Origin of the sequence: Microlunatus parietis, assembly GCF_013407955.1 — a bacterium.
Lineage (GTDB): Bacteria > Actinomycetota > Actinomycetes > Propionibacteriales > Propionibacteriaceae > Microlunatus > Microlunatus parietis.
On record NZ_JACCBU010000001.1, the window covers coordinates 1,990,406 to 2,016,750 of the forward strand.

Here is a 26,345-nt window from a genome sequence, read left to right on the forward strand (position 1 = left end):
TCGACCAGCTCGGTCAGTGCTTCGGCGTCGGGACTGCGGCTACCGGACGTGGCGTCATCACCTCGTCACAGCTCGACGTACGGAGTGATCACGGGACGGTCGGTGCCGTCGACGAAGACGAAGCTGGCCATCCCGCGATCGACCGGCTCGATCACAAACCGGCCGTCCTGGTCGGCGCGGAGTGGGTACGTGATCGGGTCCGCACCCGGATCGGCCCGGCGGACCCGGAGCTCGACCCGGCAGTTCGGTGCGGTCACCCAGCCGTCGATCCGTACCGACGAGGCGTCGAGGTTCGTCATCGTGATCATCGCGGTGAGTCGGTCGCAGGAGAAGGTGAGGGACTCGGTCCGGATCGCCTGGTCATCCCGCCACACCGGCTCGTTCGCCGCGGCGGACGACCGCTGGAGTTCAGCAACCTCCGCGTGCAGGGCCTGAACGCTGAGCTGGAACTCGATCTCCAACGGAAGATCATCCGGCATCGGATCGGTCGCCGCGTACAGGTCGCGGATCGCAGCCAGGATCTCCTGGTCAAGATCATCAAGCGTCTCGTCGCCGCGGCTCATCGGACACCTCCCCAGGTCGGATCGGCCACCAGTCTCGCCCACAGCTTCGCCAGGCACCGGCCTCGGGTCGGCCCGATGCTGCCGACCGGCATGCCGAGCGCCTCCGCGATCACAGCGTAATCGGGACGATCACTGAAGGCGATCACTCTGAGCAACCATTGACATCTCGGTGTCAGCGTGGCCAGATGCCGCCAGAGCCGTTCCTGCTCGTCGGTCTGCAAGATCGTTTCGCCGGGATCGGGGTCCGGGTCGGGTCGTTCCGGCATCGCGTCCAGGTCCTCGGTGCCCGACCGCTGCGACCTCACCCGCCGCCACGCCTCGCGCCGGACAGTCACGATCAACCAGCCCAGCACGGCCTGCGGGTCCGCGATCCGGTCCGCGTGCTCGACCAGGCGCAGCCAGGCGGTCTGCACCACATCTCGGGCGGCCTCGCGGTCGAGCCCGGTTCCCCGTGCCGTGTGCCACAACAGCGGCGTCACCAGACGCACGAGTTCGTCCATGCTGCCCAGCCGACCACCGCGGTAGCCGGTGAACGCCTCGGCGGCCCGGCTCGCCGCGCCGCGGGTGTCGGACTCCGGCAGGCCGGTCATGATCGGGACCGCAACGCCGTGGCCAGCGTCTGCTTCTGGTCGTCGAGCACGGTCCGTACCGAAGCAGCAAGATCACCGGTGGCGGCAATGCCTGCGGCGATCTCCCCGGTGATCCACGGTGCCGCGAACGAGGTGCCGCTCCAGATCGCGAACCCACTGCGATAGTCGTCGGCGTCGATGGTCGCCCTCGGCAGCGGATCGTCGCGCTGCACGGCGACTGCACGGCCGAGCCCTCCGGCCAGCGTCGTCGGTACGGTGCTCACCACGGCGGCCCCGGGCGCGTGCGTGGTCACCCAGGAGCCGTTGTTGGAGAACAGGGCGACGGTGTGGCCGTCCGGATTCAGCGCGCCGACGCTGGTCAAGCCCATCGCGCCCGACAGCTTGTCGGCCAGCCCGGCCGGCAGGAACCGCTCCGACGTCGCCCCGTTGCCCGCGGCGGCGACCACGGCGATCCCGGCCTTGGCGTACTCCTGTAACACTGCCTTCAGCGGTGCACCGGCAGTCCGGTGCTCGGGTGTCTCGTGGTAGTAGCCCATCGAGAGATTGACCACGTCGAGGCAGCGCCCTCCCTCGAATTCGGCGTGATGGTGCAGCCAGAGCAGTTGGTTCAGGGCCGTCAGGACGTCGTGCTCGGTCACTGTGCCGTCGGCGGCGAGCACCGGGACCATCATCAGATAGGCACTCGGACAGCGCTGCCGGATGATGCCGGCGACGAACGTCCCGTGGCCGGCCAGCGGGTCGACCAGGCCGTTCAACGGATCGCTCACCACGCCCGTCGCCCGGGGGTCGGTCGCCTCCGTCGTCGGCACCCCGATCGGCGCCCCGCGGAACATGATCGTTTCGGTGCAGCCGCCGCTCGCCGGATCGAACCACGGGTGCGTACCCAGACCGGTGTCCAGCACCGCGATCACCGGTTCGCGGACCGGCTCCGGCGCCGTCAGCCGCGGGTCAGGGGCACTCCACACGACCGGCGTGCGGCCGCCGAGGCCGGGGCCGCCGTAGGCCGCGGCCAAGCCGCCGACGCCGCCCCAGACCCCGCTGACTCCACCCCACACGCCGCTCACACCGCCCCACACGCCGCTGACGCCACCCCACGTCGGTCCCGCACTCATCACGTGGTCCAGCGCGACGTCTTCGGCCAGGCCCGAATCCTCCTTCAGCAACTGCTGAAGGATCTGCCAGGCATCCGGGGGCGCCTGCGGCCGGCCGGTGTTGTTGCTCAGCCGGACCTGGGTCGTCCAGGTCTGGTCGAAGAACTCGGCGTCGGCAGGGTTGTCGAGTTGATCAACGAATTCCTGGTCGCGCTGCGAAACGGTCACCGTCAGCCCGGTCTGGTTCTGGTCGTTCCAGCCCTGCAGCCGATTGATCGTGGCGTCGGCCCGTCGGGTCGGCATGCCCCGGACCAGCAGCCGGTCCGGGAGATAGATCGTCGGGGCGATCCGCTGGTCCGGCGTCTGAATCGCCGTGGCCGGATCGAGCACGCGCGCACCGTACCGGCCCAACGTCCCCGCCGGGATGTTGGGCGTGCGCAGCGGAGCGGGCGGAGGTTCCATGGGGGCTCCTGAGGTGGGTGGTTGAGACGACTGTAATGAGGATCGGCCTCCCCTGACAGGAGTACGCCGATCTCGATCTGATACATCGCCGACGGGACGTATTTCCGCGGCCGGTTCTGCTTCTTCATCCGTGTCGGGCCCGATCAAGGGCTCGCCTGGAAAGGAGGAGACATGGCAACCGTCAAGGGGCTCCTGGTCGGAATCGACGACTACGGAGATCCACGCAACAACCTCGACAGCTGCGTTGCCGACGTGGCGCACGTCCGCACCCGGCTCGAGCGCGACTACGGCTTCCCGCCGGAGAACATCACGACCCTCATCGATGCCGAGGCGACGCTCGCGAACGTACGGACGGCCCTCGACGCCCTGTTCACCGACGTCGGTCCGGAAGATCGGCTGATCTTCATGTACAGCGGGCACGGCTATCAGGTCGCCGAGAACGACGCGCTCACCGAGGTGCTGGTCCTTCGGGACGGCTTCTTCACCGACGACGAGCTGAGTCAGCGAACGGCGGGACTGCCGCCGGCCGTACTCACCGTGATCAGCGACTCCTGCCATTCCGGCGGGATGCAGAAGTTCTTCGTCACGGCCGGCGGCGGCGAGGTGACCCGCGCCAAGGTCTGGCTGCCCACCGATGATCAAGCCATCGCCCTGAACACCGCCCTGTCCAGCGGCACGGTGAAGAAGTTCGCACCGTTCGGCGCGAAGATGATCACCACCAATCCGGTCGCCGCGGCCGAGAAGGGGCTCGGCTCGGCCGACGTTCAAGATCAGGACGCGAAAGCCTTCGACGACGAGGAAGGGCAGCCGCGGCTCAACGCGCTGCTGCTCACCGCCTGCCGGGAGGACGAGACCGCATCGGCCCGGCGCAGCGACACGAAGGGGCTCTCGGCGTTCACGTACGCGCTGGGCAAGTCGCTGGACGCCCTCGGCATCGACGCGGCGCCGATGGACCTTCATCGGGAGGCCGAACGGATCCTCACCGAACTGGGGTTCCAGCAGCGGCCGTTGATCTTCGAACCGCCGGCTGCCCCGGAGATGGCGGAGACCTCATTCGTCCTCGGCAAGGCGAAGACACCGCTGATGATCACCAGCACCCATGACCTCGCCGCTCAAATCCGGGCGGCGATCGAACAAGCGCTCACAGAGCAACGAAAGGACAAGATCATGACCACCACGACTGTATCGACCAACGGACAGGTCGACGAGAAGTTCCTCCAGCTGCTGCCGGCCCTGATCGGCCCGGCGGTCAACATCATCGGGAACCTGTTCAAGGAGTATCAGCCCGCCGTCGCTGCGCCCGCCCCGAAGGCGGCCGCCGTCACGGTGCCGGACGAGAAGTTCCTGGAACTGCTTCCGGACCTGATTCCGCCGGCGCTCAGCATCATCGAGACCTTGTTCAAGAACTACCAGCCGACGGTGGTCGAACCGGCGTCCACCGGGTCGGGAGACGCCAAGTTCTTCCCGTTCCCCGGCCTGCCGAGCCTGCCCGGTCTGCCGGGCCTGCCTGGCGGCGACCTGTTCGGCTCGGTGCTCGGCGGGTTGTTCAAGGCCTACCAGTCCAACGGCCAGCCGACCGCCCAGAAGACGGCGACGCCGGCGGTACCGGACGAGAAGTGGCTGCAGTTCCTGCCGATCGTGCTGCCGCCGCTGGTCGAAGGGATCAGCAGCCTGCTGAAGGACTACCAGCCCAAGCCGGTCCTGGCGGCCTGACCACCGCCTGAGCGGCTTCGCCGTTCTGGACGGGGACGGGGGAACGACGGGGATGTCGCGCGCGATCCGCGCGGCATCCCCGTCTCCGCGTCTCAGAATGGACGCGTGGACTCCGAACAGGTACTGCTGCGCAACGTCCGTCCGCTGGGATCCGGCGAACCCACCGAATTGTTGATCATCGACGGCGTGCTCCGGCCGGGTCGCGAGGCCGGTCAGGCCGCCGGCCCGATCCGGGAGGTCGACCTGGACGGCCGCACCGTGCTGCGTGGGCTGTGGGACAGCCACGTCCACTTCGGCTCCTCGTCGTCGATGCAGCGACAGCTGGACCTGACCCGCACCGGGTCGGCGGCGGACGTGATCATCGCGGTCGCGGAGCGGCTCGCCGAGCAGCCGCCGGACCCCGTGATCATCGGGTACGGGTTCCGCGACGCCAACTGGCCGGAACGGCCGACCCGAGCGGCGCTGGACCGGGTGGCGCCGGACCGACCCGTCGTGCTGGCCAGCAACGATCTGCACTGCTGCTGGCTGAATACCGCAGCGTTCCGACACTTCGGCATCGCCGAGATCGAGGACGGCATGCTGCGCGAGGACGACACGGGACCGGTCTATGCGGGACTCGAAAAGGCACCGGACGAGCAGGCGGACCGCTGGGCCCGGGAAGCAGCCGCGGAGGCGGCGGCGCGCGGGCTGGTCGGCATCGTCGAACTGGAACGCCAGCTCAATCCGGTCGTCTGGGCCCGCCGGGTGGCCGGCGGCAACCGGTCGCTGCGGGTCGAATGCGGCGTCAATACTCCCGAACTGCCCGCTGCGCTTGAGTTGGGCCTGCGGACGGGTGATCCGGTGCCCGGCGGCGAGGGACTGCTCACCATGGGACCGCTCAAGTTGTTCATGGACGGGTCGCTGAACACTCGGACCGCCTACTGCCACGAACGCTATCCGGAGCCCGGCGACCCGAAGCATGATCACGGGATCCTGCTGCTGCCGTTCGACGACCTGGTCGAGCAGCTGCAGCAAGCGACCGGGGCCGGGCTCGAGTGCGCCGTGCACGCGATCGGCGATCGGGCCGTCGCGATCACGCTGGACGCCTTCGAGAAGGTCGGCTGTTCGGGGCGGATCGAGCACGCACAGTTGATCACCCGGCGCGACCTGCCGCGGTTCGGCCGGCTGGGCATGATCGCCAGCGTGCAGCCGGACCATGCCGTCGTCGACCGCGACGTGACCGACCGGCACTGGCCGGACCGGACCGAGCGGGCGTACCCGTTCCGGGATCTGCTGGCGGCCGGGGCGACGCTCCGACTGGGCTCGGACGCCCCGGTGTCACCGCTCGACCCGTGGCTGACCATCGCCGCTGCCGTACACCGCAGCGCCGACGACCGGCCGTCCTGGCATCCCGAACAGGAAATCGACGTCGCCGCCGCACTGGACGCGTCCACCAACGGCCGGGCCCGCCCCGAGATCGGCGACGTCGCCGACCTGGTGATCACCGACCTGGACCCGCTGACCGCAACAACCCCGCAGCTCCGGACCATGCCGGTGCACGCGACCATGATCGCCGGCCGCTGGACCTGGCGAGCCGACGGCGAGTTCTGAGGCTCAGATTCCACGCAACTTCCGCCAACGCTCGGTGTGGGTTGGCGGAGTACGAGAAGGGCGATACGGTCCGAACGCTCGTGACGTGACCGTCGTCAACCGGCGCAACGGTGTGGTCCAGCACATCCGGCACTTCATCTTCCGAGGTCAGTGACGTGGCACCGGTCTGGGACAAGGCGGTCTGGAACAAGGCGGAGGTGGCATCGTGTGGATCGATGAGAACGGCGTGACCCACACCGCGTGGGTCCCTCCCGAGTCCATCCTCGGCGAGGAAGCGGTAGCCGCGCTGCAGGCCGTGCCGCGGGCGGCCGCCGACGAGGTGATCCGTGAGCTCGACGCGGTGGCCAGGTCGGTCGAGGAGGCGGCCACGGCCGCCGCCGGCCGAGGTCCGAGTGACCCGGACCAGGCTGATCTCGACACCCTGCCCTACCCACCCACCTTCCCCGGCCTCACCCCTCGCACCGACGAGCAACTCGCCACCACCGTGCTGCGCTACCTGTCCGAGGTGCCGGCCGAGTGGAGGTACGAAGCGATGGAGGCGGTGTACGACGTCCTGGAGGAGCCTCCGACGGAGGAGAACTGACCGCAGGCTGAACCCCCACGACTCAGCGGTGCGGGGTCCGGAGGGCCGGGGATCCGAGGGCTGGTTCCGAGGTGCTCGGGGCGCTGGGTTCGGGGTGCTCGGGGCCGGGGGCTGGGTTCGGGGTGCTCAGGGCCGGAGGCTGGGTTCGGGGTCGGGGTCCGGAGGTCCGAGGGCCGGCCCCGGGGCCCAGGGTCCGGACCCCGGGGGTCTGCGTTCCTGCGGGAACGTCGGTCAGGTCGCGCTTCCGTTGGGATCGTGTTTGCGCGGGGTGCGTCGGCAGGGGTCGGGGGTCACGTTCCCGCGGGAACGTTTCCGCGCGGTCGAGTCGCGTTCCCGCGGGCGTCAGCGGGGTCAGGGTCGGGTCGCGCTTCCGCAAGGATCGGTGTTTGCGCGGGGTGCGTCGGCAGGGGTCGAAGGTCACGTTCCCGCGGGAACGTTTTGCGGGGTCGAGTCGCGTTCCCGCGGGAACGTTTCCGCGCAGTCGAGTCGCGTTCCCGCGGGGCGTCAGCGGGGTCGAGGGTCGGGGTCGCGCTTCCGCACGGATCGTGTTTGCGCGGGGTGCGTCGGCAGGGGTCGAGGGTCGGGTCGCGCTTCCGTACAGGTCGTGTTTGCGGGGTCGTCGGCAGGGGGCGGAGGCGGGGATCGCGTTCCCGCGGGAACGCTTCCGCGCGGTCGAGTCGTACCCGCGGGAACGCTTCCGCGCGGTCGAGTCGCGTTCCCGCGGAAACGTCGGTCGGGTCGCGCTTCCGCACGGGTCGTGTTGGCGCGGGCGTCGGCAGGGCGAGTGTCGCGTTCCCGCGGGAACGTCTGTGGGAGCCGAGGGCGGGTGCCAAGGACCGGCGGCCTGGCTCCGAGGCCTGGGGTCGGGGTCCAGGCTGGAGATCCGGAAGCGAATCAAGCCTCAGGAACCCAGGATTGAGGGGCTTCGGCCCAGCCGACCCCGCAGCAACGCAAGCCATCAGGAACGCAGGGGGTCTGGGCCGAGGTCAGGGCCAGGGTCCGGGCCGGGGGTCCGGGGCGAAGCCCGCCGGGCGGGGCCTGGGGGTTGCACCCCCAGAAAACAAACCGGACGACCCGGCGAAAGGTGCGAAGCACCTGAGCAGGGTCGTCCTGAGTCCGGTGGAGCTAAGGGGATTCGAACCCCTGACCTTCGCATTGCGAACGCGACGCTCTACCAACTGAGCTATAGCCCCGGGTACGGCCTCGGGCCGCAACCAGCACGCAGACTTTATCATCAGCCGCGCCGTGCTTCGAACCGGTTCACGTCGACGTCGCTCCCCGTTCGTTGCCCCACCCGGCCGGCGTGGGGTTGGCTGAACGGAAGGACGTGTCCGTGACCCCGCACGAGAGGTGTCTTGCCATGAGCCAGACCCGCGTTCGCACCCTGATCTCCGCCGTCGCCGCCCTGCTCACGCTGGCCGCGACGTCCTTCCTCACCACCGGCCCGGCCGCTGCCGCCGAGAGCTACTCGGCGCCGCTGAGCGAGGCGATCGATCATCTGGACGTCGCCACGGAGCAGCGCGACGGCTACGACCGGGATAAGTTCAATCACTGGGTCGACGCGGACGGCGACGGCTGCGACGCCCGGGACGAGGTGTTGATCGCGGAGGCGGACGATCCGCCGACGGTGGGTTCGGGCTGCTCGCTGAGCGGCGGCCGCTGGTATTCGTACTACGACGGGGTCTCGCACACCCAGACCTCGGACATCGACATCGATCACCTGGTGCCGCTAGCGGAGGCCTGGGACTCGGGCGCCCATGACTGGTCGGCGAGCCGGCGGGAGTCGTACGCGAACGATCTGGGCGACTACCGGACGCTGGTCGGGGTCACGGATTCGGTGAACCAGGCGAAGGGTGATCAGGATCCGGCGGAGTGGCTGCCCGAGGAGCAGCAGTGTCGCTACCTGCGCGAGTTCGTCGCGGTGAAGATCCGCTGGAGCCTCGCGGTCGATTCCACCGAGAAGGCGGCGCTGGAGGACCTGGCCGGCGACTGCGAGAACTCGACGATCACCGTAACGGTGGTCTAGGCGGGAGCGGTGCGGACCTGCAACTCGGTGTAGCGCTCGAGGCCCCAGGGTCCGTTGGTCACGCCGATGCCGCTCTGCTTGTGGCCCCCGAAGGGCAGGTCGGGACGCAGGCCGTTGCCGTGAGCATTCACGGTGACCTGTCCGGCCTCCAGCCGCGCTGCCACCGCCGCCGCGCGAGCCGGGTCGCCGGACCACACCGATGCGGTCAGGCCGTACGGGCCGTCGCTGCCACCGCCGCCGCGCGAGCCGGGTCGCCGGACCACACCGATGCGGTCAGGCCGTACGGGCCGTCGTTGACCCGCTTCACCACCTCGTCCAGATCGCGGTAGGTGATCACGGGCAACGCGGGCCCGAACTGCTCCTCGTCCACGATGCGGGTGCCGTCGCTCACTCCGGTCAGGATCGTCGGCGCGAAGAAGTAGCCGGGACGGTCGAGGGCCCGACCGCCGGCCGCGGCGACCGCTCCGTGGGCGAGGGCGTCGGCGACCAGCTCGGACACGCGGTCGAACTGCGGGCGGGTGGAGATCGGGCCCAGGTCGACGTCGTCGTCGAGGCCGCTGCCGACCCGGGCCGCGTTTGCTCGTTCCGCCAGCGCCTCGACCAGCGCGGCGTGCTGTCGCTCGGGTACGTACACCCGCTTGATCACCATGCAGTTCTGGCCGCTGTTCATGAACGCGCCGGTGAAGAGGTCAGCCGCGATCCGGCCCGGGTCGGCGTCGTCGAGGACGAGGGCCGGGTCGTTGCCGCCGAGCTCCAGGGTGACGTGCTTGAGGTCCCGAGCGGCCGCAGCCGCGACCTTCTTCCCGGTCGCGACCGAGCCGGTGAAGCTGATCTTCCACGGTGTCGGGTGCTCGGTCATCCAGGCACCGAGGGGGTCTCGGCCGGTGACGATGTTGAGCACGCCGGGCGGGAAGACGTCGCGCAGCAGCTCGCCCAGCGCCAGGGTGGCCAGCGGCGTGAAAGGGGACGGCTTGAGCACGACCGTGTTGCCCGCCAGCAACGCCGGCGCGAACTTCCACACCGCCAGGATGAGGGGCAGATTCCACGGCGCGATCGCGGCCACGACGCCGCCCGGGCGCCGTACCACCTCGGCGAAGCCGGACTCGTCGTCCTGAACGATCTCGCGCCGGAGTTCCAGCCCGGCGTAGTAGCGCAGCCAACCGACGGCCCAACCGACCTCGGCCCGTGCGTCGCGCAACGGCCGCCCCTGCTCCAGGGTGATCAGCCGGGCGAGCCGGTCGGTCTCGGCCTCGATCGTCTCGGCGGCGACGAGCAGGCTGCGCCGTCGCTCTGATTCGTCGAGCCGCCAGTGGCGATAGGCCTCGGCGGCGGCCTCCATCGCGGCGTCCAGGTGCCGGCGGTCGGCGTCCGGTGCCTGCGCGAAGACCTCGCCGGTGGCGGGATCGATGACATCGAACGTCGCAGCGGTCGTCGCCACGCCGTTGCTGATCATGGTGGGTTCGGTCATCGTCGTTCCTTGCTGGTCAGGTGAAGTGAGGGCGAGGTGCCGGACCGGCGACGGGTGGTCACCACGGCCAGGGCGAACGCCAGCGCCGTGATCACCGCCGCCGGCCAGCCGAGTTGGGACGGGGCGAGCCAGTGCTGGGCCAGGCCGCCCACGGCGCCGCCGGCCGCGATCCCGACCTGGACGGCGGCGGAGTTGAGGCCGAGCAGGATCGGCGCGGCGGCCGGGGCGTGGGCGACCAGTCGGTGTTGTTGCGGGATGACGGGTACGCCGATGCACAGTCCCCACAGCGCGGCCCACACCAGCGCCGGCGCCGGCCCGGTCAGCATCACCGGGCTGATCGCCAGGACCAGCGTCGCCGCCAGCAGCGACCCGGTCAGGACCCGCTCCGGTCCGAACCGATCGGTCAACGGGCCGGCGAGCAGGGTCCCGGTCAGGGTTCCGGCACCCCAGGCGAACAACAGGATCGTCAGCGTGGCCACCGAGCCGCCGGTCACGCCGTCGGTCGCCGTCGCCACGTACGGATAGAGGACGTACGACCCCGCGAGCGCCGCCATCGTGACGACCAGAACGCCGAGCACCCACGGCTGGCGCAGTGGGGCGAGCCGGGACCGGAGCCCGGCGACGGGCAGGGTGACCGCGGGCAGGCCGACGACGATGCCCACGGCCGCGACCAGTCCGGCGCCCGCGACGGCCCACAGGGTGAGGCGCCAGTCGGTGCCACCGATCAGCGTGCCGAGCGGCAGCCCGAGCGCGGTGGACGAGCTCAACCCGCCCATGACCAGGGCCAACGCCTTGCCGCGCCGCTCGGGCGGCAGCAGCGCGACGGCGGTGCTCGCGGCGGTGGACGTGATGATGCCGGCGCCGGCCGCGGTGACGATCCGGGCCGCCAGGACGAAGCCGTAGTCCGGTGCCCAGTGCGGTCGCGGCGTTGCCGGCGACGAACACCGTCAGGGCCAGCAACAGAGCGGTCCGCCGGTTCAGGCCGCTGGTGGCCGCGCCGAGGACGGGGGCCGACACCGCGAACGTCAACGCGAACAGGGTCACCAACTGGCCAGCGGCCGGGATGGTGACGCCGAGATCCGCCGCGATCGCCGGCAACAGGCCGGCGATGACGAAGTTGTCGGTACCGACCGCGAACGTGGCCAGCACCAGGGGCAGCAGCCGTGCGTACACGGTCCCTCCAGACTGTTGGATGATCGCAAAACTATCCGAGGGTTGGATGTTTGTCCAACAATCAAATGAAGGCTACGGTTGAGGGCGCCGATTCCGGGAGGAGGATCCGATGCGCGAACTGCCCCACCCGCCGGCGGACACGATCCGGCTGGCCCAGGTCCTGCACGCGCTGTCGGACGAGGCGCGCCTGGAGATCGTGGCCCGGCTGGCCGAGAGCGACGAGACCTGCGCACCGCTCGGCGACGGGATCGAGCTGCACAAGTCGACGCTGTCGCATCACTACCGGGTCCTGCGCGAGGCCGGCCTCACGCACACGACGGTGGTGGGACGGACCAGGCTGATCCGGCTGCGGCGCGACGACCTGGACGAGCTGTTTCCCGGGTTGCTCGACGCCGTGCTCCACAATCTGGCCGCGCGACCGGTTCGTTGACCGAACTCAGCCGGGAACCGTGATCATGGAATCGCCGCCGATCGGGTCGGTGCTGTCAAGGGTGTGGTGGTGGAGCACACCGGACCGGTATGCGGGGCCGGCCAGGTTCGACACGCTGGCGAAGGCCCGGCGACACGGCCCGGCTCCGGTGATCAGCGTGGAGGTCGTCCTGACCACGCCGGATGATCGCGAGATCGTCACCCGCGGCGGCGTCCCGTCGGCGGACACGATGTGGCGCCGGTCCACGCGGCAGGAGGACGGCGTCCTGCCCGTCGTCGGAGCGGGAGTGATCGAGGTGGTCCCGACGGGTTCGACCGGCATCCTCGAGATCGTCTTCCGCAACCCGGACGGCTCCCGGTTCGTGCTGATCCCGACGAACTAGGCGGAGGCGGCGCGACGGTCTGTGTCGCCGTCGGTCTCCTTGGCCTTCTTCTTCGTCGTCGGCGCATCGGCCGTGACGGGTACGGACTGACGCCCCGAGCTGGTGACGTCGGGGCTGGACAGATCGATCGTGCGTACGGTGCGCGGCGCGAGCGGCTTCGACACGTACGTCGGCATGGTGATCGGCACTGGATCCCACAGTCCGCCGGGCTTGCCGGGCTGCGCGGTCTCGCCGAGCGCGAGCGAACCGGTCTTCTCGTCCGGGGTGCGCTGGTGCTTCGGGCTGAGGAAGATCGTGTTCTCGTCGCTGCCGCGGCGGATCGACTGGAACCGGGCGTCCAGGTCGCGGCGCATGCCGCGGACGCTGATCCGGGCGACGACGACGAAGCCGACCAGCAGGCCGCCGGGGATCGCCACCGACCACCACGGGATCAGCCCGAACGCGCAGACGGAGACCACCGCGGAGGTGATCGTCATCAGCAGCACCAGCATCCGGAGCCGGCGGCGGGCGGCCAGCCGTTCCAGGCGGCGCAGGTCGGCGATCGCGGCGCGCCGGGTCAGCGGGGTGGAGACCTCGACGGAGGGAATCTCGGCGAGGTCCTGGTCGAGCAGTGGGGCCATCCCCTGCCGGATGATCCGGATCGAATCCGAGAACCGGTTCGCCGGGTCCTCCTCGTCGACCTCGGGCGCGTCGTCCCGGCGGACGAACATGGGGACGAGGTAGATCAACCACGCCACCGCGATGGCGCCGAAGATGATCCCGGTCGTACCCACAAGGTGACGTTACGGTCAGAACCCTGCTCGGGGTCCGACCTGGGTCGGTGTGTCGCGAAGTATCGTCCCGGAGGGGTACGTGATCAAGATCATTTCCGGCTGGCCAGCCAGCGGTTGAGCATGCCCTCCGGCACCTCCTCTGCGTTCAGCGCGAACACGAGATGATCACGCCAATCCCCGTCGATGTGGAGATAACGCGGCCGCAGACCCTCCGGCCGGAACCCCAGTTTCTGCACCACCCGCAGGCTGCGTTCGTTCTCCGGCCGGATCGCGATCTCGATCCGGTGCAGCCGCATCACCGAGAAGCAGTAGTCGGTGGCCAGCGCCACTGCGGTCGGGATGATGCCCCGGCCGGCCAGCCGCTGATCGATCCAGTAGCCGATCTGGCCGCACGACGCGGAACCGCCGACGATGCCGCTCACGGTCAGCTGCCCGGCGAGCTGCGGGCCGCCGGTCGGCCGCCGTCCCTCCGCGACCCGTTCGGCCGAGAAGTCGTAGCAGACGAACCAGGGCAGCATCCGGCCCTGCCGGGCCTGCCGCTGCAGCATCCGGACCAGCGCCCCGTACGAGGTCGGCCGGTCCTCCGCGCCCGGCGGCCGGGTCGCGTCCCACGGCTTCAGCCAGGCCTGGTTGGCCCGGCGGACCCGGTCCCAGGCGGCCTGGTCGCGCAGCCGCATCGGCCGCAGCAGCACCGGGCCGTGGCTCAGCGACACCGGCCAGCGGTGCCGCTGCAGGATGGAGGGGCCGGCCGGCTGGGGCCACTCCAGCGCCGGGCCCGGCGATCCGGTCTCGGGTCCACCGTCCTGGTCGCCGGACGCACCCGTGCCGCCGGGCATCTCAGCCGGACCCGCCGTGGTCGGTACCCCGTAGTTGGCTGACGGCATGCGGCAGCACCTCCTTCAGGACAGCCATTCCGTCCCGCGCCCCGCCGCTGGATCCCGGCAAATTGATGATCATGGTACGGTCCGCGACGCCGGCCAGGCCGCGGCTCAGCACGGCGGACGGGACGCCGTGATCGACGCCGTAGCGGGCGATCGCGGCGGCGAGGTGCGGGAGTTCCGCGGTGAGCAGCGGCCGGGTCTGTTCCGGCGTCCGGTCGGTTGGGCTGAGCCCGGTGCCGCCGGTGGTGATCACCACGTCGAGCGGCGCGCCGTCCAGCAGGTCGCGCAGCATCGCCCCGACCGGATCCCCGTCCGGCACCAGGTACGGCCCCGCGACCTCGAAGCCCAGTTCGCGGAGCGCAGCCATGATCACGGGTCCCGACCGGTCCTCGTACACGCCGGCGGCGGCCCGCGTGGACACGGTGATCACCGCCGCCGTCGGCACCTCCGTCGTCATGGCTGGTCCGGCTCCGCCCGGACGTACCTGCCGCTGCGGCCGCCTTCCTTGGCCAGCACCGCGACCTCGGTGATCATGGCGTCCCGGTCGATCGCCTTGATCATGTCGATCATGGTCAGCCCCGCGACCGCGACGGCGGTGAGCGCCTCCATCTCGACCCCGGTCCGGTCCGTGGTGCGGACCGTCGCCGTGATCCGTACGCCCTCGTCGACGACCGCGCAGTCCACGTCGACGCCGCTGATCGCCAGCGGATGACAGAGCGGGATCAGGTCCGGAGTTCTTTTGGCGCCTTGGATTCCGGCGATCCGGGCCACCGCGAGCGCATCGCCCTTCGGCACCATGCCGTCCCGCAGCGTGGCGACGGCCGTCGGGCTGAGCCGGACCAGCCCGGCTGCGGTAGCGGACCGCGCGGTCACCGGCTTGTCCGACACGTCCACCATCCGGGCCTCGCCGGACGCGTTCAGGTGGGTCAGCCCGGTCGGCGGCGGTTCACTGGTCATCGTCGAGCAACCAGACGTCGACCTCGTGACCGGCCGGGATCTCCTCGACCTCCCGCGGAATGATCACCAGCGCGTTCGCCCGGGACAGGTCGCCGATCAGATGCGAGCCGTGCCCGCCGGCCAGCTCCACCTGGTAGCCACCGTCGGCGTCGACACTGACCACACCCCGGGCGAAGTTCATCCGGCCGAAGCTGCCATGGATCGCCTTGGCGGCGCGGCAGCGCAACACCGGCCGGGTGTACGGCGTCACGCCCATCAGCTTGCGGATCACCGGCCGGACGAACGTCTCGAACGACACGAAGGCACTGACCGGGTTGCCCGGGACCATGATCATCGGCGTCCGGTCGTCGCCGATCAGGCCGAAGCCCTGCGGCTTGCCGGGCTGCATCGCGACAGCCGCGAAATCGCAGGAGCCGAGCTCCGGCATCACCTGCTTGACCACGTCATGATCACCCTGGCTCACCCCGCCCGAGGTGAGCAGCAGGTCGGCCCGGATCAGCTGGTCCGAGATCACCTGCCGGACCTGGTCCGGATCGTCGCCGACCAGCCCGACCCGGAACACCTGCGCGCCGGCGGCCTTCGCGGCGGCGGCGAGCAGGAACGAGTTGGAGTCGTAGATGTGCTGCTCGCTGGGCAGGTCCAGGCCCGGGTCGACCAGTTCCGAGCCGGTGGCCAGCACGACGACCCGCGGCCGAGGCCGTACCAGCACCTTGTCCTTGCCGATCGCAGCGAGCAGCCCGATCCGGCGGGCGTCCAGCCGGTCGCCGGCCGCCAGCACGAGTTCGCCGGCGGAGACGTCCTCGCCGGTCCGCCGGATGTGCCGGCCGCGGTCGGACGGCTCGAACACCCGGACGTCGTCGGCCCCGCGATCGGTGTTCTCGTACGGAACGACGGCGTCGGCCTGCTCGGGCAGCGGCGCGCCGGTCATGATCTTCATCGCGGTGCCCGGCGACAGCGGGTGCTGGGCGGCCTGTCCGGCGGCGACCTCGCCGACCACCGGCAGCGTCACCGGCCGATCCTCGGACGCGGCGGCGACGTCCTCGGCCATCACCGCGTAGCCGTCCATCGCGGAATTGTCGAAGCCGGGCAGGCTGATCGTGGTGACGATGTCCTCGCACAGACTGAGCCCGACCGCATCCAGCAGCTGCTGCCCGAACGGCGGCAGTTCCTCGACTTGGCTGAGCAGGTAGTCACGGTGGTCCGCCATCGACCGCAACCCGTTCTCGTCGACCTGGGGCGGTTCGGCGAGCGGGGCCGGTGGCTCGGCGACGAACTCCGGTTCGTCCTTCCTCTTCCGACCGAACAAAGGCATGCACGACACACTAGTGGTGGTGTCCCTGCATAGACTGGCGCGATGCCCCAGGCTGGTGATGTCGAGGCGCTCAACGGCGCGAAGGCCGTACTGCGCAACGCCGTCCTGCTGCGCCGGGACACCCGGTCCGACGAGGAGCGACGCGCCAACGACGAGGCCCGCTTCGGCCTGATCCAGCGGACGCTGCTGGACCGCGGGCCGCTGGACAAGCTGGCCTGCTACCTGTCGTCGGACACCGAGCCGGGCACCCTGCAACTGGTCGCCTGGCTGGCCGCACAGGGGGTCGAGGTCCTGCTCCCGGTGCTCACCGACGGCGACGGCGGACTGCTGCCGGGTCCGGCCTGGGCCTGGTACACCGGCCCGGACGCGCTGCGTACCGGCCGCAAGTCGATCCTCGAACCGACCGGCGAGGTGCTCGGCCCGGAGGCGGTACGGGAAGCGGAAGTGATCATCTGCCCCGCCCTGGCGGCCGACCCGGCCGGTCAGCGGCTCGGCCGAGGGGCCGGCTGGTACGACCAGGCGCTCGCCGAGCTCCCCGACGACGCCGAGGTCTGGACCTTGATCAACGACGACGAGCTGCTGAACGAGTTGCCGGCCCAGGAGTGGGACCGCCCGGTCCGCCGGATCATCACCCAGACCCGCGTGATCGACTGCTGAGTCCGTCACGATCGCATTGCCGTCTGGCGATTTCCGCGGCTCCGCGCCGTCGCTCAGCGACAATCCGATCATGAGGCGCGCCTGCTGGTTGATCGTCCTGATCCCGCTCCTCGTCGCGTGTCAGGGACTCGGCGGTCAGGGCGTCGCGCATTCGTGCGTCGGCCCGTATCTCGACGCCCAGCCACCCGGCGGCCGCTACGGCGATCCGCCGCCGACCGTCCGGCCCGGGTCGACCCTCGAGGTCTACGGGCATTGGTACACCAGCACCTGCAACGACACCGGCGGCAACGATCCGCTGGTACCGCTCCCGGACGTGGAGCTGACCTTGACCCTTCCAGGCGGTCAAACGCGAAATCTCGGGCGGCACACGCCCGGAGGGCCCGACCTGGGCTTCAAGACCGTGGTTCGGATCCCTGCCGACACCCGGTCCGGCACCGCGACGATCAAGGCCGACGGGCCCTACCCTGCCGAGTTCCGCTTCGAGATCGGTCGCCCCTAGCGGCTGGCCGGTGTCGCTTTTTCTCCACGGTTCGAGTGTTTCCACGTGGCAATCGCGCAGGGCGCGTGGTCCGTGGAGAAATAACGACACCGAGGATCGTCGGGCGCGGTGATCATGAACCGGCCTGGCCCGATGTTCCCTGCTGGAGTTCTTCGGACACCGGCGACGATCGGCCGCACAATGAACCATGGTGACTCGGCGCCAGTTCGGCGCGGCGCTGCTCGGTGCGGCCCTGCTCCCCGGTTGTGCCCGGCCGGTCGCGGTCGAGCCCGGCCGCAAACCGACCCCGATCGGTGAGTGGGTCCCGATACCGGACCCGCCACTGGAGCCGCGCTACGACGCGGTCGGCGGCTGGCTGGCCGGGCGGTTCGTGATCACCGGCGGACAGTCGACGCTGCCCTGCCCGCCCGGTGCCAACTGTCAGCCGCCCAAAGTGCCCGCGCTGCGCGACGGAGCCGCGTTCGACCCGGCGACCGGCCGCTGGGAGCGACTGCCGGACGCGCCTACGCCGATCTCGAACCCGTACCGCACGGCCGTCGTCGGGGATCGACTTTACGTTCTGACCTTGAACAACGGGCAACCGGACAGCCCCGATGCCATGCTCGCGTATGACGCCGGACCGGGCGCCTGGTCGACGCTGCCGCTGCCGCCGGTGACCGAGGTCGGCCTGGTCGGCGTCGAGCCAACCGGCCTGATCGCGATCGGCGGATCGGACGAGCGGGGCGCGGTCGCGGATCACCGCTTCGATCCGGAGGCGGGCCGTTGGGTCCGGTTGCCGGACGACCCGCTCGGTCCGAGCTTCGATCGGGCCGGGGTCTGGCTGGGCGACCGGCTGCTGCTGACGGCGATGGACCTGGTCGATTCCCCCGGCTCGGAACGACCGTCACTGGTCCGGCTGGCCACCTGGGACCCGAGCTCCGACAGGTGGGCTCTCGGTCCCGACACGGAGCTGATCGGCGGCGGCGCGCTGCGGGTCGGCGATCGGGTGGTGTGGCCGATGACCGGGTCGGCGGACGGCGGCAAGGTCAACAACTGGGGACGTCACTATCCCTACGGCGGCATCCTCGACCCGGCGACCGGTGGCTGGACCGCGCTGCCCGACCCGCCGGCCGGCGACGGCCTCGGCGGCGCCCTGCTCACGGTGGACGGCCTGATCACGGTCGGCGGGCACCTGTTGGAGCCCGTGAGCCGGCACTGGACCCGGATCCCGGAGTCGCCCATGATCGATCGGGTCGGGGCGACCGTGATCGGCGGCGTGGGCACGATCCTGGCCTGGGGTGGCAGCGACCACAAGATCAACTTCGCGGACGGTCGCCTGCTCCGGCTCACTTGAGCCGCAACGCTCAGGACAGCCCGGCGCGCTCCGCGGAGCCGCGGATCAGGGCGGCCTGGCCGAGGTGCTGCAGGCAGTCGCCGATCACGCTGACCAGGCGCACCGCGGCCGTGACCGGGGGATCCCAGTGGGTGTCCACCACGCGGCCGAGTTCGTCCGCGGTGAGCCGGTCCAAGTAGTCGGCGGTCGCGGCGTGCACCTCCTCGTCGTAGCCGGCCAGCAGCTCGGCCGGCACCCGTACCGCCGCGACATCGGCGCTGCTCTGCGCATAACCGGTCGCATCCGGGTCGAACGGGAGGCCGAACCGGTCCCGCCACCGCGGCCACACCTGCTCGGTGCCGGCCAGGTCCGCCACATGATCATCGTGGACCCGGGTCTGATGCCAGAGCAGCCAGCCGATCGTGTTGGCCTCCGGATCGATCCGGTGCGTCGCGACCTGCTCGCTCAGCCCGTCGGTGAGACCGGTGACGAGTTCCCGGACCCGGCCGAAATGATCAACGAGTTGTGCCCTGGTGAGCTCGAGATCTTCCATAGTCCGACTGTAGTGCCGCCCGATGGGTGACAATGTCGGCGACGACGCGCACCGACGGAGATGGCCGTGACCGAATCGACGCAGGAGTACCTGCCGTACAGCGTGCCCGACCGGACGGCCCTGACCGAGCCGATCGACCGGAGCGAACTGGCCGCGTTCGTCGCCGAGTCGAAGGCGAAGGACCTGCCCTGGCGGCGGATGACCACCGGCCTGCGCCGGCCCGGGGTGAGCGACCTGATCGGACAACTCGTACCGGTGGTGATCCCCCTCGCCGGGCTCGGCTTCGTGCTGATCACGGGCGGCTGGTCGCTGATCGAGACGGTCGGCCGGTTCACCCTGGAGGCACCGTTCCCGCTCAACCTGGTGATCATCGCGTTCGTCGCGTTGATCTTGCTCGGCGTGCTCGCCGCCGCCGTCGCACTGATTCGGATGATCTTGTCGCTGATCACGCCGCGCTGGTGGTGGGAGGCCGCGTTCCGGCTGGTCCGGTTCGCCGGTGCGAACGGCCTCCGCTACGGTCACGACGACCCGCTCAGCTACCCCGGCCTGATCTTCGGTACGGGCAGCGAACGAGTAGCCGAACGACGACTGACCACGACCACCGGCCGGCGGATCGAGATCGGCAACTACCGGTACACGATCCGGCACGAGCGGAGCACCCAGGTGTGCCACTGGGGCTACGTCGCGATCACGCTCGACCGGCGCTTGCCGCATCTGCTGCTGGACGCCAAGGACAACGACAACCGGAGCGTGTTCGGGATCCGGACCTCCAACCTTCCCGTCGGTCTGGCAAGGGACCAGCGGCTCTCGCTCGGCGGCGAGTTCGACGACAAGTTCACCCTCTACGCGCCGAGCGACTACGGCCGGGACGCCTTCTACATCTTCGCGCCGGACCTGATGGCGCTGTTCGTCGACCGGCTCGGAACGTTCGACGTGGAGATCATCGACGACACGATGTTCGTGTACGGCAACCGGTTCGACCTGCTCGACCCGCGTACCTACGACTGGCTGCAGGAGCTCGTCGAGACCGTGATCACCCGGACCGTCCGGCGGACCGAGCGCTACACCGACGACCGGGTGGGTCTCGAGACGTCCCGGCCTGATGATCATGACCCGGTGTTCGCCAACGACGGGACGGGCCGGCCGGTGGGGGCCACCAACGCCGTCGCCGCAAGCGGTCGTCGGCTCCGCCGCGGCGGCTGGGGCACGGCCGTGTTCTTCGGCGTGGTCGTGATCGGCTACCTGCTCTACAGCTTCGTGCTGGCGCCGATCTTCGGCTGGCCGCAGCCTTGATCAACTTCGGCGGATGATCAACTCCGGCCGGTGATCGCCCACTCCCGGATCAGGTCGATCCGCTGCTGCAGCTCGTCCGCGCTGGCGATCGCGCTGGGCGGACCGCCGCAGGCGTTGCGCAGCTCGGTGTGGATCACGCCGTGCGGCCGGTTGGTCCGGTGGTGCCAGGCGGCGACCAGCCCGTTCAGTTCCTTGCGCAACTCCCGCAGCCGGGCGTGCGCGCTCTGTTCCGGCGCGACCACGCGCGGCCCACGGGCCACCTGCTCGGCCTGCCTGCGGCGCAGCAGCTCGCGTACCTGATCGGGTTCGAGCAGCCCGGGCAGCCCGAGATAGTCCTGCTCCTCGTCGCTGCCGACCTGCGCGGCCAGCCCGAAGTCGGCGCCGTCGAAGACGACCCGGTCGAAGTCGGCGTTGCTCTCCAGCGCCGCGAACCCGCCGCGCTCCTCGTCGTCGCCGTCCGGCTCGGTCTCGGTCCGCTCGGCGTCGGCCAGCAGCTGCGCCTCGTCCGGGGTCGACGGCGCCTTCAGAACGTGATCACGTTCCCGTTCCAGCTCGGCGGCGAAGCCGAGCAGGTTGGGCACGCTGGGCAGGAACACCGACGCGGTCTCGCCGCGCGCCCGGGCCCGGACGAACCGGCCGACGGCCTGGGCGAAGAAGAGCGGCGTCGCGGTGGACGTCGCGTACACCCCGACCGCGAGCCGCGGCACGTCCACGCCCTCCGACACCATCCGCACCGCGACCATCCAGCGGTCGTCACTCTCGGCGAACTTGGTGATCTTCTTGCTGGCCTGCGGGTCGTCGCTGAGGACCAGGGTCGGCTTGCGCTTGGTGATCGCGTGCAGCAGGTCGGCGTAGGCCCGGGCCGAGTTCTGGTCGGTCGCGATCACCAGCCCGCCGGCGTCCGGCACGTGGCCGCGGACCTCGGTGAGCCGGGTGTCGGCGGCCTTGAGCACGGCCGGGATCCAGGCGCCCTGCGGGTCGAGGGCCGTCCGCAGCGCCTGGCCGGCCAGGTCCCGGGTCATCGGCTCGCCGAGCCGGGCCGCGACCTCGTCGCCTGCGCTGGTCCGCCAGTGCAGGTCGCCGGAGTACGCCAGGAAGAGCACCGGCCGGACGATCGAGTCGGCCAGCGCCTGCCCGTACCCGTAGGAATAGTCGGGCTTGGACCGCATGCCGCCGCCGGGCTCCGGCTCGTAGGTGACGAACGGGATCGGGTTGGCGTCGGACCGGAACGGGGTCCCGGTCAGCATCAGCCGCCGGGTGGCCGGTTCGAACGCTTCCCGTACCGCCTCGCCCCAGCTCAGTGCGTCGCCGGCGTGGTGCACCTCGTCCAAGATCACCAACGTCTTGAAGCCCTCGGTACGGATCCGCAGGCCGAGCGTGTTCTGGGCCACCCCGGCGTAGGTGAGCGCGATGCCGGCGAAGTCGCGGCTGGTCTTGCCCTGCTTGACCCCGAAGTTCGGGTCGATCCCGATGTTGATCTTGTGCGCGGCCTCGGCCCACTGCGTCTTCAGGTGCTCGGTCGGCGCGACGATGATGATCCGATCGATGATCCGCCGGTCCAGCAGGTTCGCGGCCAGGGTGAGCGCGAACGACGTCTTGCCGGCGCCCGGCGTGGCTGTGGCCAGGAAATCCTTGGGATGGGTCTCAAAATACTGCGTCAGCGCCGCCGCCTGCCAGGCCCGCAGCTTGGTCGCCGTGCCCCATGCCGCCCGATCCGGGAACGCCGGTGGAAGACCAGTGGTCTTGATATCGGGTTGTCCGGCAGTCACTGGCGAGATTGTAGTGACTCCCGGTGACGCCTCAGCGACCGGACGCCGGGTGTCGCGCGCCCTGGGGAATGCGCGCGGCCGCGCCGACACCGAGCAGGCCGACCACCACCATGGCCGTCATCACCGCACCGAACGTCAGCACGTGGTCGCCGGAGCCGCGCAACGCGGCGAAGATCGACCCGCTCACCCCGGCGAACAGGGCCGCGCCCAGCGAGTCGCCCAACTGCAGCGACGAGGCGATCCGGCCCTGCTGGTCGTCCGGGGCGAGCGACATCGCCGCGATCGAGGTGGACGCGATGCCGAGGCCCATGCCGAACCCGCCGATCACCCAGCCGACCGCGACCAGGCCGACCCAGAGCCACGGCAGCAGCGCGGTCGCCGCCACCAGCACCAGCCCGGCGGCGACGCAGACGGTGCCGGCCAGGATCAGCCGGGACCGCGGCAGCTCGATCCGGTCCCGGGACTGGATCCAGGCGCCGGTGGTCCAGCCGACGGCGCCGCAGGTCAGCACCGCGCCGGCCAGGATCAGCGGGATGCCCCGCTGCTCCACCAGCATCAGCGGTACGAAGACCTCGGCGCCGAAGAACGCGCCGGGCAGCAGGGCCCGGCTCATGATCACCATCGGCAGCCCGCGGCGCAGCCGGAGGAAGCCAGGCGGCATCAGCGGCGGCAGCGCGATCGCGAGCCCGGCCAGGCCGGCGACGGCCAGCCCGATCGCGACCAGGTCGAGCCGCTGCCCGGCCAGCTGGATCGCCGCCGCAGACGCCGCGACCACGACGGCCGCCCAGAGCGGTGCCGGCCGGCGCTCCTCCGGCCCTGCGCCAGGCTCGGGGCTCGGTTCGGCGCTGCGCGACCGGTGCAGCCGAACCAGCGAGGGCAGCACGAAGGCCGTACCGAGGCCGACCAGCGGCAGCACACTCCAGAACACCCAGTGCCAACTCAGCTGGTGGGTCAGCCAGGCCGAGACCGGCGGACCGACGAAGGACGGCACCACCCAGGCGGTCGAGATGTAGGAGAACATCCGCGGCCGGGACCGCTCGTCGAAGGCTTGGGCGATGCAGACGAACGTTGCGACGTTCATCACGCCACCGCCGAGGCCCTGCACCAGCCGGGCCCCGATCAGCTGCGCCATGGTCTCCGCGGTCGCCGCCACGACCAGGCCGGCGGCGAAGATCGCCACGCCGGCCAGGAACGGCCGCACCGGACCGACCCGATCGCACAGCCGGCCCGCCACGACCGTCGCCAGCAACATCCCGATCAAGAACAAGGAGAAGGCCCAGGCATAGACCGCGAGCCCGTTCAGGTCCTGCGCCGCCACCGGCATCGCCGTCGCGACCGCGATCGACTCGAACGCCACGGCCACCACCACCGTGCACAGCCCGATGGCCAGGGCGCGGCGAGACACCGGAGGATTCACCCGGACACCCCATCACCTCGACCCGGGTTGAGGTCAATCGGGTTATCCGGACTTGGTGAACAGGTCACTAGACTGACCCGAGTGAGCCAGCAACTGAGTCCCGGAGCGGAGACGATCGTCGATGAACGGACCGACTTCCGGCCCGACGAAGGCGATCACGAACGCTTCTCGCATTACGTACCGAAGGACAAGCTGACCGAGGCGATGGTCATGGGTACCCCGGTGGTGGCCCTCTGCGGCAAGGTCTGGGTGCCGAGTCGCGACCCGCAGCGGTTCCCGGTCTGCCCGGAGTGCAAGGAGATCTGGGAGAGCCTCAAGGACGACGTCCCGGCCGGCAACGACTGAGCCGGCCGGTCAGGGCACTTCGGCCGGCACCTCGGCGATGAGTTCCTCGCCGCCGACGTCGCCGGTCTCGCCCGCGTTCGCCGCCCAGCGGCCGAGCGTGAAGACGTACGTGAGGAAGGCCGCGAGCGCCAGCCCGCCGATCGCCAGCCGGGCCCACGGCGGCAGCGTCGACGGTGTGATGAACCCCTCCAGCAGGCCGGAGATCAACAGCCACACGGCGAGCCCGAGCGCGATCGCGCCGGCCGCCCGGCCTTCCTCGGCGAGCGCTTGGGCCCGGCTCCGGCGACCCGGCGCGATCCAGCACCAGCCGAGCCGCAGCCCGGCACCGGCCGCGACGAAGACCACGGTCAGCTCGAGCATCCCGTGCGGCAGCAGCAATCCCCAGAAGATGTCGGACCGGCCCGCGTCGATCATGTAACCGGCGATCGCGCCGACGTTGAAGATGTTGCTCCAGAGCAAGATCAACACCGGAACGATCAAGATCCCGAGCAGCAGGCAGCTCGCCGCCACCCGGGCGTTGTTGACCCAGACGTGCAGGAAGAAGTCGAACGCCGGATTCTCGAAGTAGTACTGGGCGAAATCGTATTCGACGAGCTGCCTGGCCTGCTCGTCGCCGAGCAGCGACTCGCCGAGCCCGGGGACGTTGATCACTCGCCAGGCGACGACGGTCGCGATGATCACGTTGATCACCGCGGTGATCCCCCACCACCAGCGGGCCCGGTAGACGGCCGCCGGGAAGACCGTCGTGAAGAAGCGTCCGATGGAGCGCCACAACGGCGTCGTCGTCCCGGTCACGACGGCCCGCGCGCGAGCCACCAGCGCCGACAGCCTGGCTTCCAGGACCGCGTCCGAGGCCGTACTGCGGACCACCGAGAGGTGGGTCGACACCCGCTGGTACAGATCGACCAGCTCGTCGGCCTCCGCCCCGGTCAGCCGGCCGGGACGCTCGGTCAGCTCGGTCAGCCGGTCCCACTGCGGGCTGTGCCGCACGATGTAGGAGTCCAGGTCCATGCCGGTCAGCCTATTGGCGACCCGTGTCGCCGCGCCCCGGCCGTGCCAGACTGACCGGGTGAGCCAGATCGTGACCGGAGACGCGGTCGTCCTCGACCTGCGCCCCGCCCGGGTCCCGAGCATGCTGCTCGCCGCCGTCGTCGACCTCGCGGTGATCTCGCTGGCCACGTCCTTGTTCGGGTACGTGATCTCCGTCGTCGCCGGCGGGTACGAGTATCGCGAGCAGACGATGACCATGATCGGCGCGATCGTGTTCGGCTTCGGCTACCCGATCGCCAGCGAGACCGCGACCCGCGGCCGTACCCTCGGCAGCTGGGCGCTCGGGCTGCGGGTGGTCCGCGACGACGGCGGCGCGATCCGGTTCCGGCAGGCGCTGCTGCGCGGGATGGGGTTCTGGTTCGCCGACTTCGCGCCCTGGACCGGCTTCTGCGGCGGCCTGATCTGCGCCTCGATCCACCCGCAGTCGAAACGGATCGGCGATCTTGCCGCCGGCACCCTGATGGTCCGGGTCCGGTCGCCGCGACGGCCGCAGCCGATCCCGCCGGTGCCGGCCGAGTTGACCGGCTGGACCTCGCAGCTGCAATTGAGCGGGTTGTCCGACGAGCTGGTCACGGCGTCCCGGCAGCTGGTGCAGCGGCATGACGGCCTGCTTCCGTACCCGAAGGAGCAGTTGGCCCAGGAACTCGCCCGCCAGGTGGCCGCCCGGACCGCCCCGGCACCGCCGGTCGCGCTGCCGGCCCGGGACTTCCTGGCCGCCGTGATCGCCGAGCGGCGGGACCGCGAACAGCGCCGGCTGGCCGAGGGCGGCTGGGTCCCGACCGCCGCCGAACTGCCGGATGGCTGGCGATGATGCTGCGCGTACGCTGAGCCATCGGCTACCTGCCGGATGTCTCCACGTAACCTTCGGCTCGCTTTTCGCACCTAATCTCGAATCATGACCTCGCCGAACGACCCGCCTCGGCGCACCCTGCTGCTGGCCCGGCATGCGAAGTCCAAATGGGGCCTCGATGTCGACGACCACGACCGGCCGCTGTCCGGTCGCGGACGGCGGGACGGTGTCGCCATCGGCGAGTTCCTGACCGGCAACGGCTACAAGCCTGACGTCGTGATCAGCTCGACCGCGACCCGAGCCCGGCAGACCTGGGAACGGGCCGTCGCCGGCGGCGCCGTCGCGCGGGACGTCCGCTACGACGACCGGATCTACGAGGCCTGGTCCGGCGCGCTGGTGAAGCTCGTCCGCCGGCTGCCCGAGGACGCCGAGACCGTCCTGCTGATCGGCCACTCCCCCGGCATCCCCGACCTGGTCCGCCTGCTCGCCGGCCGGCGCGGCAAGAAGAAGGCCTGGACCCGCCTGGAGGCGAAGTTCCCGACCAGCGGCCTGGCCATCCTGCACAGCGACCACGACTGGGCCGACGTCGACCCCGGCACCGCCGAACTCTCCGACTTCGTCGTCCCCCGCGGCTCCGACTGAGCTCGTCGAGCCGCGATCCGGGCT

Annotated in this window: 28 protein-coding genes and 1 tRNA gene; 13 read left to right on the forward strand and 16 right to left on the reverse strand. The window is 70.5% G+C overall.

Features of this window, described 5'->3' with window-relative positions:
- Positions 1 to 65: 65 nt before the first annotated feature.
- Genes BKA15_RS09465 through BKA15_RS09475 form a run of 3 tightly spaced genes read right to left on the reverse strand, consistent with a single transcriptional unit; the run spans position 66 to position 2,706 of the window.
- A complete protein-coding gene (locus BKA15_RS09465; protein ID WP_179750177.1) occupies positions 66 to 563 on the reverse strand; it encodes a hypothetical protein in 498 nt (165 codons plus the stop codon).
- The gene (locus BKA15_RS09470) at positions 560 to 1,153 is read right to left on the reverse strand and encodes an RNA polymerase sigma factor (RefSeq protein WP_179750178.1); all 594 of its coding nucleotides are present in this window, start codon (positions 1,151 to 1,153) and stop codon (positions 560 to 562) included. Before BKA15_RS09470 ends, BKA15_RS09465 begins: the two co-directional genes overlap by 4 nt.
- The gene (locus BKA15_RS09475) at positions 1,150 to 2,706 is read right to left on the reverse strand and encodes a S8/S53 family peptidase (protein WP_179750179.1); all 1,557 of its coding nucleotides are present in this window, start codon (positions 2,704 to 2,706) and stop codon (positions 1,150 to 1,152) included. Before BKA15_RS09475 ends, BKA15_RS09470 begins: the two co-directional genes overlap by 4 nt.
- Positions 2,707 to 2,877: 171 nt before the next feature.
- Between BKA15_RS09475 and BKA15_RS09480 the strand changes: the two genes are divergently transcribed.
- The 3 genes from BKA15_RS09480 to BKA15_RS09490 all read left to right on the forward strand — a co-directional run bounded on the left by BKA15_RS09480 (position 2,878) and on the right by BKA15_RS09490 (position 6,592).
- On the forward strand, positions 2,878 to 4,419 hold the full coding sequence (locus BKA15_RS09480) for a caspase family protein (RefSeq protein ID WP_179750180.1): 1,542 nt from the start codon (positions 2,878 to 2,880) through the stop codon (positions 4,417 to 4,419).
- 105 nt (positions 4,420 to 4,524) lie between these two features.
- Positions 4,525 to 6,009, forward strand: a complete 1,485-nt coding sequence (locus tag BKA15_RS09485; protein ID WP_179750181.1) for an amidohydrolase — start codon at positions 4,525 to 4,527, stop codon at positions 6,007 to 6,009.
- A 205-nt stretch (positions 6,010 to 6,214) separates the two neighbouring features.
- The gene (locus BKA15_RS09490; RefSeq protein WP_179750182.1) at positions 6,215 to 6,592 is read left to right on the forward strand and encodes a hypothetical protein; all 378 of its coding nucleotides are present in this window, start codon (positions 6,215 to 6,217) and stop codon (positions 6,590 to 6,592) included.
- A gap of 1,120 nt (positions 6,593 to 7,712) precedes the next feature.
- Here the strand turns inward: BKA15_RS09490 and BKA15_RS09495 are convergent.
- Positions 7,713 to 7,785, reverse strand: a tRNA-Ala gene (locus tag BKA15_RS09495).
- A gap of 167 nt (positions 7,786 to 7,952) precedes the next feature.
- Between BKA15_RS09495 and BKA15_RS09500 the strand changes: the two genes are divergently transcribed.
- Positions 7,953 to 8,618, forward strand: coding sequence for an HNH endonuclease family protein (locus BKA15_RS09500; protein WP_179750183.1), 666 nt, complete (start codon positions 7,953 to 7,955; stop codon positions 8,616 to 8,618).
- Here BKA15_RS09500 and BKA15_RS34790 read toward each other — a convergent pair.
- The 3 genes from BKA15_RS34790 to BKA15_RS09510 are packed head-to-tail and all read right to left on the reverse strand — an operon-like array spanning position 8,615 to position 10,976.
- Positions 8,615 to 8,881 carry an aldehyde dehydrogenase family protein gene (locus BKA15_RS34790; protein ID WP_218871170.1) on the reverse strand — a complete coding sequence of 89 codons (267 nt, stop codon included), beginning with the start codon at positions 8,879 to 8,881 and terminating at the stop codon, positions 8,615 to 8,617. The genes BKA15_RS09500 and BKA15_RS34790 overlap by 4 nt on opposite strands.
- On the reverse strand, positions 8,824 to 10,086 hold the full coding sequence (locus BKA15_RS09505) for an aldehyde dehydrogenase family protein (protein WP_218871172.1): 1,263 nt from the start codon (positions 10,084 to 10,086) through the stop codon (positions 8,824 to 8,826). Before BKA15_RS09505 ends, BKA15_RS34790 begins: the two co-directional genes overlap by 58 nt.
- The gene (locus tag BKA15_RS09510) at positions 10,083 to 10,976 is read right to left on the reverse strand and encodes an MFS transporter (protein ID WP_218871954.1); all 894 of its coding nucleotides are present in this window, start codon (positions 10,974 to 10,976) and stop codon (positions 10,083 to 10,085) included. Before BKA15_RS09510 ends, BKA15_RS09505 begins: the two co-directional genes overlap by 4 nt.
- 392 nt (positions 10,977 to 11,368) lie before the next feature.
- Here BKA15_RS09510 and BKA15_RS09515 point away from each other — a divergent pair, with 392 nt between their 5' ends.
- Together BKA15_RS09515 and BKA15_RS09520 are read left to right on the forward strand one after the other, a co-directional pair.
- Entirely contained in the window at positions 11,369 to 11,689 is a 321-nt protein-coding gene (locus tag BKA15_RS09515) for an ArsR/SmtB family transcription factor (RefSeq protein WP_179750184.1), read from the forward strand.
- Positions 11,690 to 11,708: 19 nt separating this feature from the next.
- A complete protein-coding gene (locus tag BKA15_RS09520) occupies positions 11,709 to 12,071 on the forward strand; it encodes a hypothetical protein (RefSeq protein ID WP_179750185.1) in 363 nt (120 codons plus the stop codon).
- Here the strand turns inward: BKA15_RS09520 and sepX are convergent.
- The 5 genes from sepX to glp all read right to left on the reverse strand — a co-directional run bounded on the left by sepX (position 12,068) and on the right by glp (position 15,994).
- Entirely contained in the window at positions 12,068 to 12,844 is a 777-nt protein-coding gene (sepX, locus tag BKA15_RS09525; protein WP_179750186.1) for a divisome protein SepX/GlpR, read from the reverse strand. The genes BKA15_RS09520 and sepX overlap by 4 nt on opposite strands.
- 89 nt (positions 12,845 to 12,933) lie before the next feature.
- On the reverse strand, positions 12,934 to 13,728 hold the full coding sequence (locus tag BKA15_RS09530; protein WP_281385208.1) for a GNAT family N-acetyltransferase: 795 nt from the start codon (positions 13,726 to 13,728) through the stop codon (positions 12,934 to 12,936).
- Complete coding sequence (locus BKA15_RS09535; RefSeq protein WP_179750187.1) at positions 13,682 to 14,182, reverse strand: MogA/MoaB family molybdenum cofactor biosynthesis protein; 501 nt, start codon at positions 14,180 to 14,182, stop codon at positions 13,682 to 13,684. The genes BKA15_RS09530 and BKA15_RS09535 overlap by 47 nt, the downstream gene beginning before the upstream one ends.
- Positions 14,179 to 14,682: a cyclic pyranopterin monophosphate synthase MoaC gene (gene moaC, locus BKA15_RS09540; RefSeq protein WP_179750188.1), complete on the reverse strand. Its 504-nt coding sequence runs from the start codon at positions 14,680 to 14,682 to the stop codon at positions 14,179 to 14,181. Before moaC ends, BKA15_RS09535 begins: the two co-directional genes overlap by 4 nt.
- Positions 14,672 to 15,994, reverse strand: a complete 1,323-nt coding sequence (glp, locus tag BKA15_RS09545; protein WP_179750189.1) for a molybdotransferase-like divisome protein Glp — start codon at positions 15,992 to 15,994, stop codon at positions 14,672 to 14,674. Before glp ends, moaC begins: the two co-directional genes overlap by 11 nt.
- A 42-nt stretch (positions 15,995 to 16,036) precedes the next feature.
- On the opposite strand from glp, the gene BKA15_RS09550 reads away from it, so the two are divergent.
- The 3 genes from BKA15_RS09550 to BKA15_RS09560 all read left to right on the forward strand — a co-directional run bounded on the left by BKA15_RS09550 (position 16,037) and on the right by BKA15_RS09560 (position 18,483).
- Positions 16,037 to 16,651 carry a 5-formyltetrahydrofolate cyclo-ligase gene (locus BKA15_RS09550; protein WP_179750190.1) on the forward strand — a complete coding sequence of 205 codons (615 nt, stop codon included), beginning with the start codon at positions 16,037 to 16,039 and terminating at the stop codon, positions 16,649 to 16,651.
- An 88-nt stretch (positions 16,652 to 16,739) separates the two neighbouring features.
- Positions 16,740 to 17,150, forward strand: coding sequence for a hypothetical protein (locus BKA15_RS09555; protein WP_179750192.1), 411 nt, complete (start codon positions 16,740 to 16,742; stop codon positions 17,148 to 17,150).
- Between the two features lie 187 nt (positions 17,151 to 17,337).
- Positions 17,338 to 18,483 carry a Kelch repeat-containing protein gene (locus BKA15_RS09560; protein ID WP_179750194.1) on the forward strand — a complete coding sequence of 382 codons (1,146 nt, stop codon included), beginning with the start codon at positions 17,338 to 17,340 and terminating at the stop codon, positions 18,481 to 18,483.
- 10 nt (positions 18,484 to 18,493) lie between these two features.
- Here BKA15_RS09560 and BKA15_RS09565 read toward each other — a convergent pair whose 3' ends face one another.
- Positions 18,494 to 19,015: a mycothiol transferase gene (locus BKA15_RS09565; RefSeq protein ID WP_179750196.1), complete on the reverse strand. Its 522-nt coding sequence runs from the start codon at positions 19,013 to 19,015 to the stop codon at positions 18,494 to 18,496.
- A 66-nt stretch (positions 19,016 to 19,081) separates the two neighbouring features.
- Between BKA15_RS09565 and BKA15_RS09570 the strand changes: the two genes are divergently transcribed.
- Positions 19,082 to 20,308 carry a hypothetical protein gene (locus tag BKA15_RS09570; protein WP_179750198.1) on the forward strand — a complete coding sequence of 409 codons (1,227 nt, stop codon included), beginning with the start codon at positions 19,082 to 19,084 and terminating at the stop codon, positions 20,306 to 20,308.
- A 17-nt stretch (positions 20,309 to 20,325) separates the two neighbouring features.
- Here the strand turns inward: BKA15_RS09570 and BKA15_RS09575 are convergent, their stop codons facing one another.
- Positions 20,326 to 22,077, reverse strand: coding sequence for a DEAD/DEAH box helicase (locus BKA15_RS09575; protein WP_179750200.1), 1,752 nt, complete (start codon positions 22,075 to 22,077; stop codon positions 20,326 to 20,328).
- A 31-nt stretch (positions 22,078 to 22,108) separates the two neighbouring features.
- Entirely contained in the window at positions 22,109 to 23,494 is a 1,386-nt protein-coding gene (locus BKA15_RS09580) for an MFS transporter (RefSeq protein ID WP_179750202.1), read from the reverse strand.
- An 81-nt stretch (positions 23,495 to 23,575) separates the two neighbouring features.
- On the opposite strand from BKA15_RS09580, the gene BKA15_RS09585 reads away from it, so the two are divergent.
- The gene (locus BKA15_RS09585; RefSeq protein ID WP_179750204.1) at positions 23,576 to 23,839 is read left to right on the forward strand and encodes a DUF3039 domain-containing protein; all 264 of its coding nucleotides are present in this window, start codon (positions 23,576 to 23,578) and stop codon (positions 23,837 to 23,839) included.
- Positions 23,840 to 23,848: 9 nt separating this feature from the next.
- Here BKA15_RS09585 and BKA15_RS09590 read toward each other — a convergent pair whose 3' ends face one another.
- Positions 23,849 to 24,850: a stage II sporulation protein M gene (locus tag BKA15_RS09590; protein ID WP_179750206.1), complete on the reverse strand. Its 1,002-nt coding sequence runs from the start codon at positions 24,848 to 24,850 to the stop codon at positions 23,849 to 23,851.
- 58 nt (positions 24,851 to 24,908) lie between these two features.
- Here BKA15_RS09590 and BKA15_RS09595 point away from each other — a divergent pair, with 58 nt between their 5' ends.
- Both BKA15_RS09595 and BKA15_RS09600 read left to right on the forward strand, forming a co-directional pair.
- Positions 24,909 to 25,700, forward strand: a complete 792-nt coding sequence (locus tag BKA15_RS09595) for an RDD family protein (protein ID WP_179750208.1) — start codon at positions 24,909 to 24,911, stop codon at positions 25,698 to 25,700.
- 84 nt (positions 25,701 to 25,784) lie between these two features.
- Entirely contained in the window at positions 25,785 to 26,321 is a 537-nt protein-coding gene (locus tag BKA15_RS09600; protein ID WP_179750210.1) for a SixA phosphatase family protein, read from the forward strand.
- Positions 26,322 to 26,345: the final 24 nt, after the last annotated feature.

Bases quoted from the DNA above. Each gene is read 5' to 3' on its own strand.
- BKA15_RS09465 (WP_179750177.1), bottom strand. From the start codon at position 563: ATGAGCCGCGGCGACGAGACGCTTGATGATCTTGACCAGGAGATCCTG.
- BKA15_RS09470 (WP_179750178.1), bottom strand. From the start codon at position 1,153: ATGACCGGCCTGCCGGAGTCCGACACCCGCGGCGCGGCGAGCCGGGCC.
- BKA15_RS09475 (WP_179750179.1), bottom strand. From the start codon at position 2,706: ATGGAACCTCCGCCCGCTCCGCTGCGCACGCCCAACATCCCGGCGGGG.
- BKA15_RS09480 (WP_179750180.1), top strand. From the start codon at position 2,878: ATGGCAACCGTCAAGGGGCTCCTGGTCGGAATCGACGACTACGGAGAT.
- BKA15_RS09500 (WP_179750183.1), top strand. From the start codon at position 7,953: ATGAGCCAGACCCGCGTTCGCACCCTGATCTCCGCCGTCGCCGCCCTG.
- BKA15_RS09505 (WP_218871172.1), bottom strand. From the start codon at position 10,086: ATGACCGAACCCACCATGATCAGCAACGGCGTGGCGACGACCGCTGCG.
- BKA15_RS09515 (WP_179750184.1), top strand. From the start codon at position 11,369: ATGCGCGAACTGCCCCACCCGCCGGCGGACACGATCCGGCTGGCCCAG.
- BKA15_RS09530 (WP_281385208.1), bottom strand. From the start codon at position 13,728: ATGCCGTCAGCCAACTACGGGGTACCGACCACGGCGGGTCCGGCTGAG.
- BKA15_RS09535 (WP_179750187.1), bottom strand. From the start codon at position 14,182: ATGACGACGGAGGTGCCGACGGCGGCGGTGATCACCGTGTCCACGCGG.
- moaC (WP_179750188.1), bottom strand. From the start codon at position 14,682: ATGACCAGTGAACCGCCGCCGACCGGGCTGACCCACCTGAACGCGTCC.
- glp (WP_179750189.1), bottom strand. From the start codon at position 15,994: ATGCCTTTGTTCGGTCGGAAGAGGAAGGACGAACCGGAGTTCGTCGCC.
- BKA15_RS09550 (WP_179750190.1), top strand. From the start codon at position 16,037: ATGCCCCAGGCTGGTGATGTCGAGGCGCTCAACGGCGCGAAGGCCGTA.
- BKA15_RS09560 (WP_179750194.1), top strand. From the start codon at position 17,338: ATGGTGACTCGGCGCCAGTTCGGCGCGGCGCTGCTCGGTGCGGCCCTG.
- BKA15_RS09565 (WP_179750196.1), bottom strand. From the start codon at position 19,015: ATGGAAGATCTCGAGCTCACCAGGGCACAACTCGTTGATCATTTCGGC.
- BKA15_RS09590 (WP_179750206.1), bottom strand. From the start codon at position 24,850: ATGGACCTGGACTCCTACATCGTGCGGCACAGCCCGCAGTGGGACCGG.
- BKA15_RS09600 (WP_179750210.1), top strand. From the start codon at position 25,785: ATGACCTCGCCGAACGACCCGCCTCGGCGCACCCTGCTGCTGGCCCGG.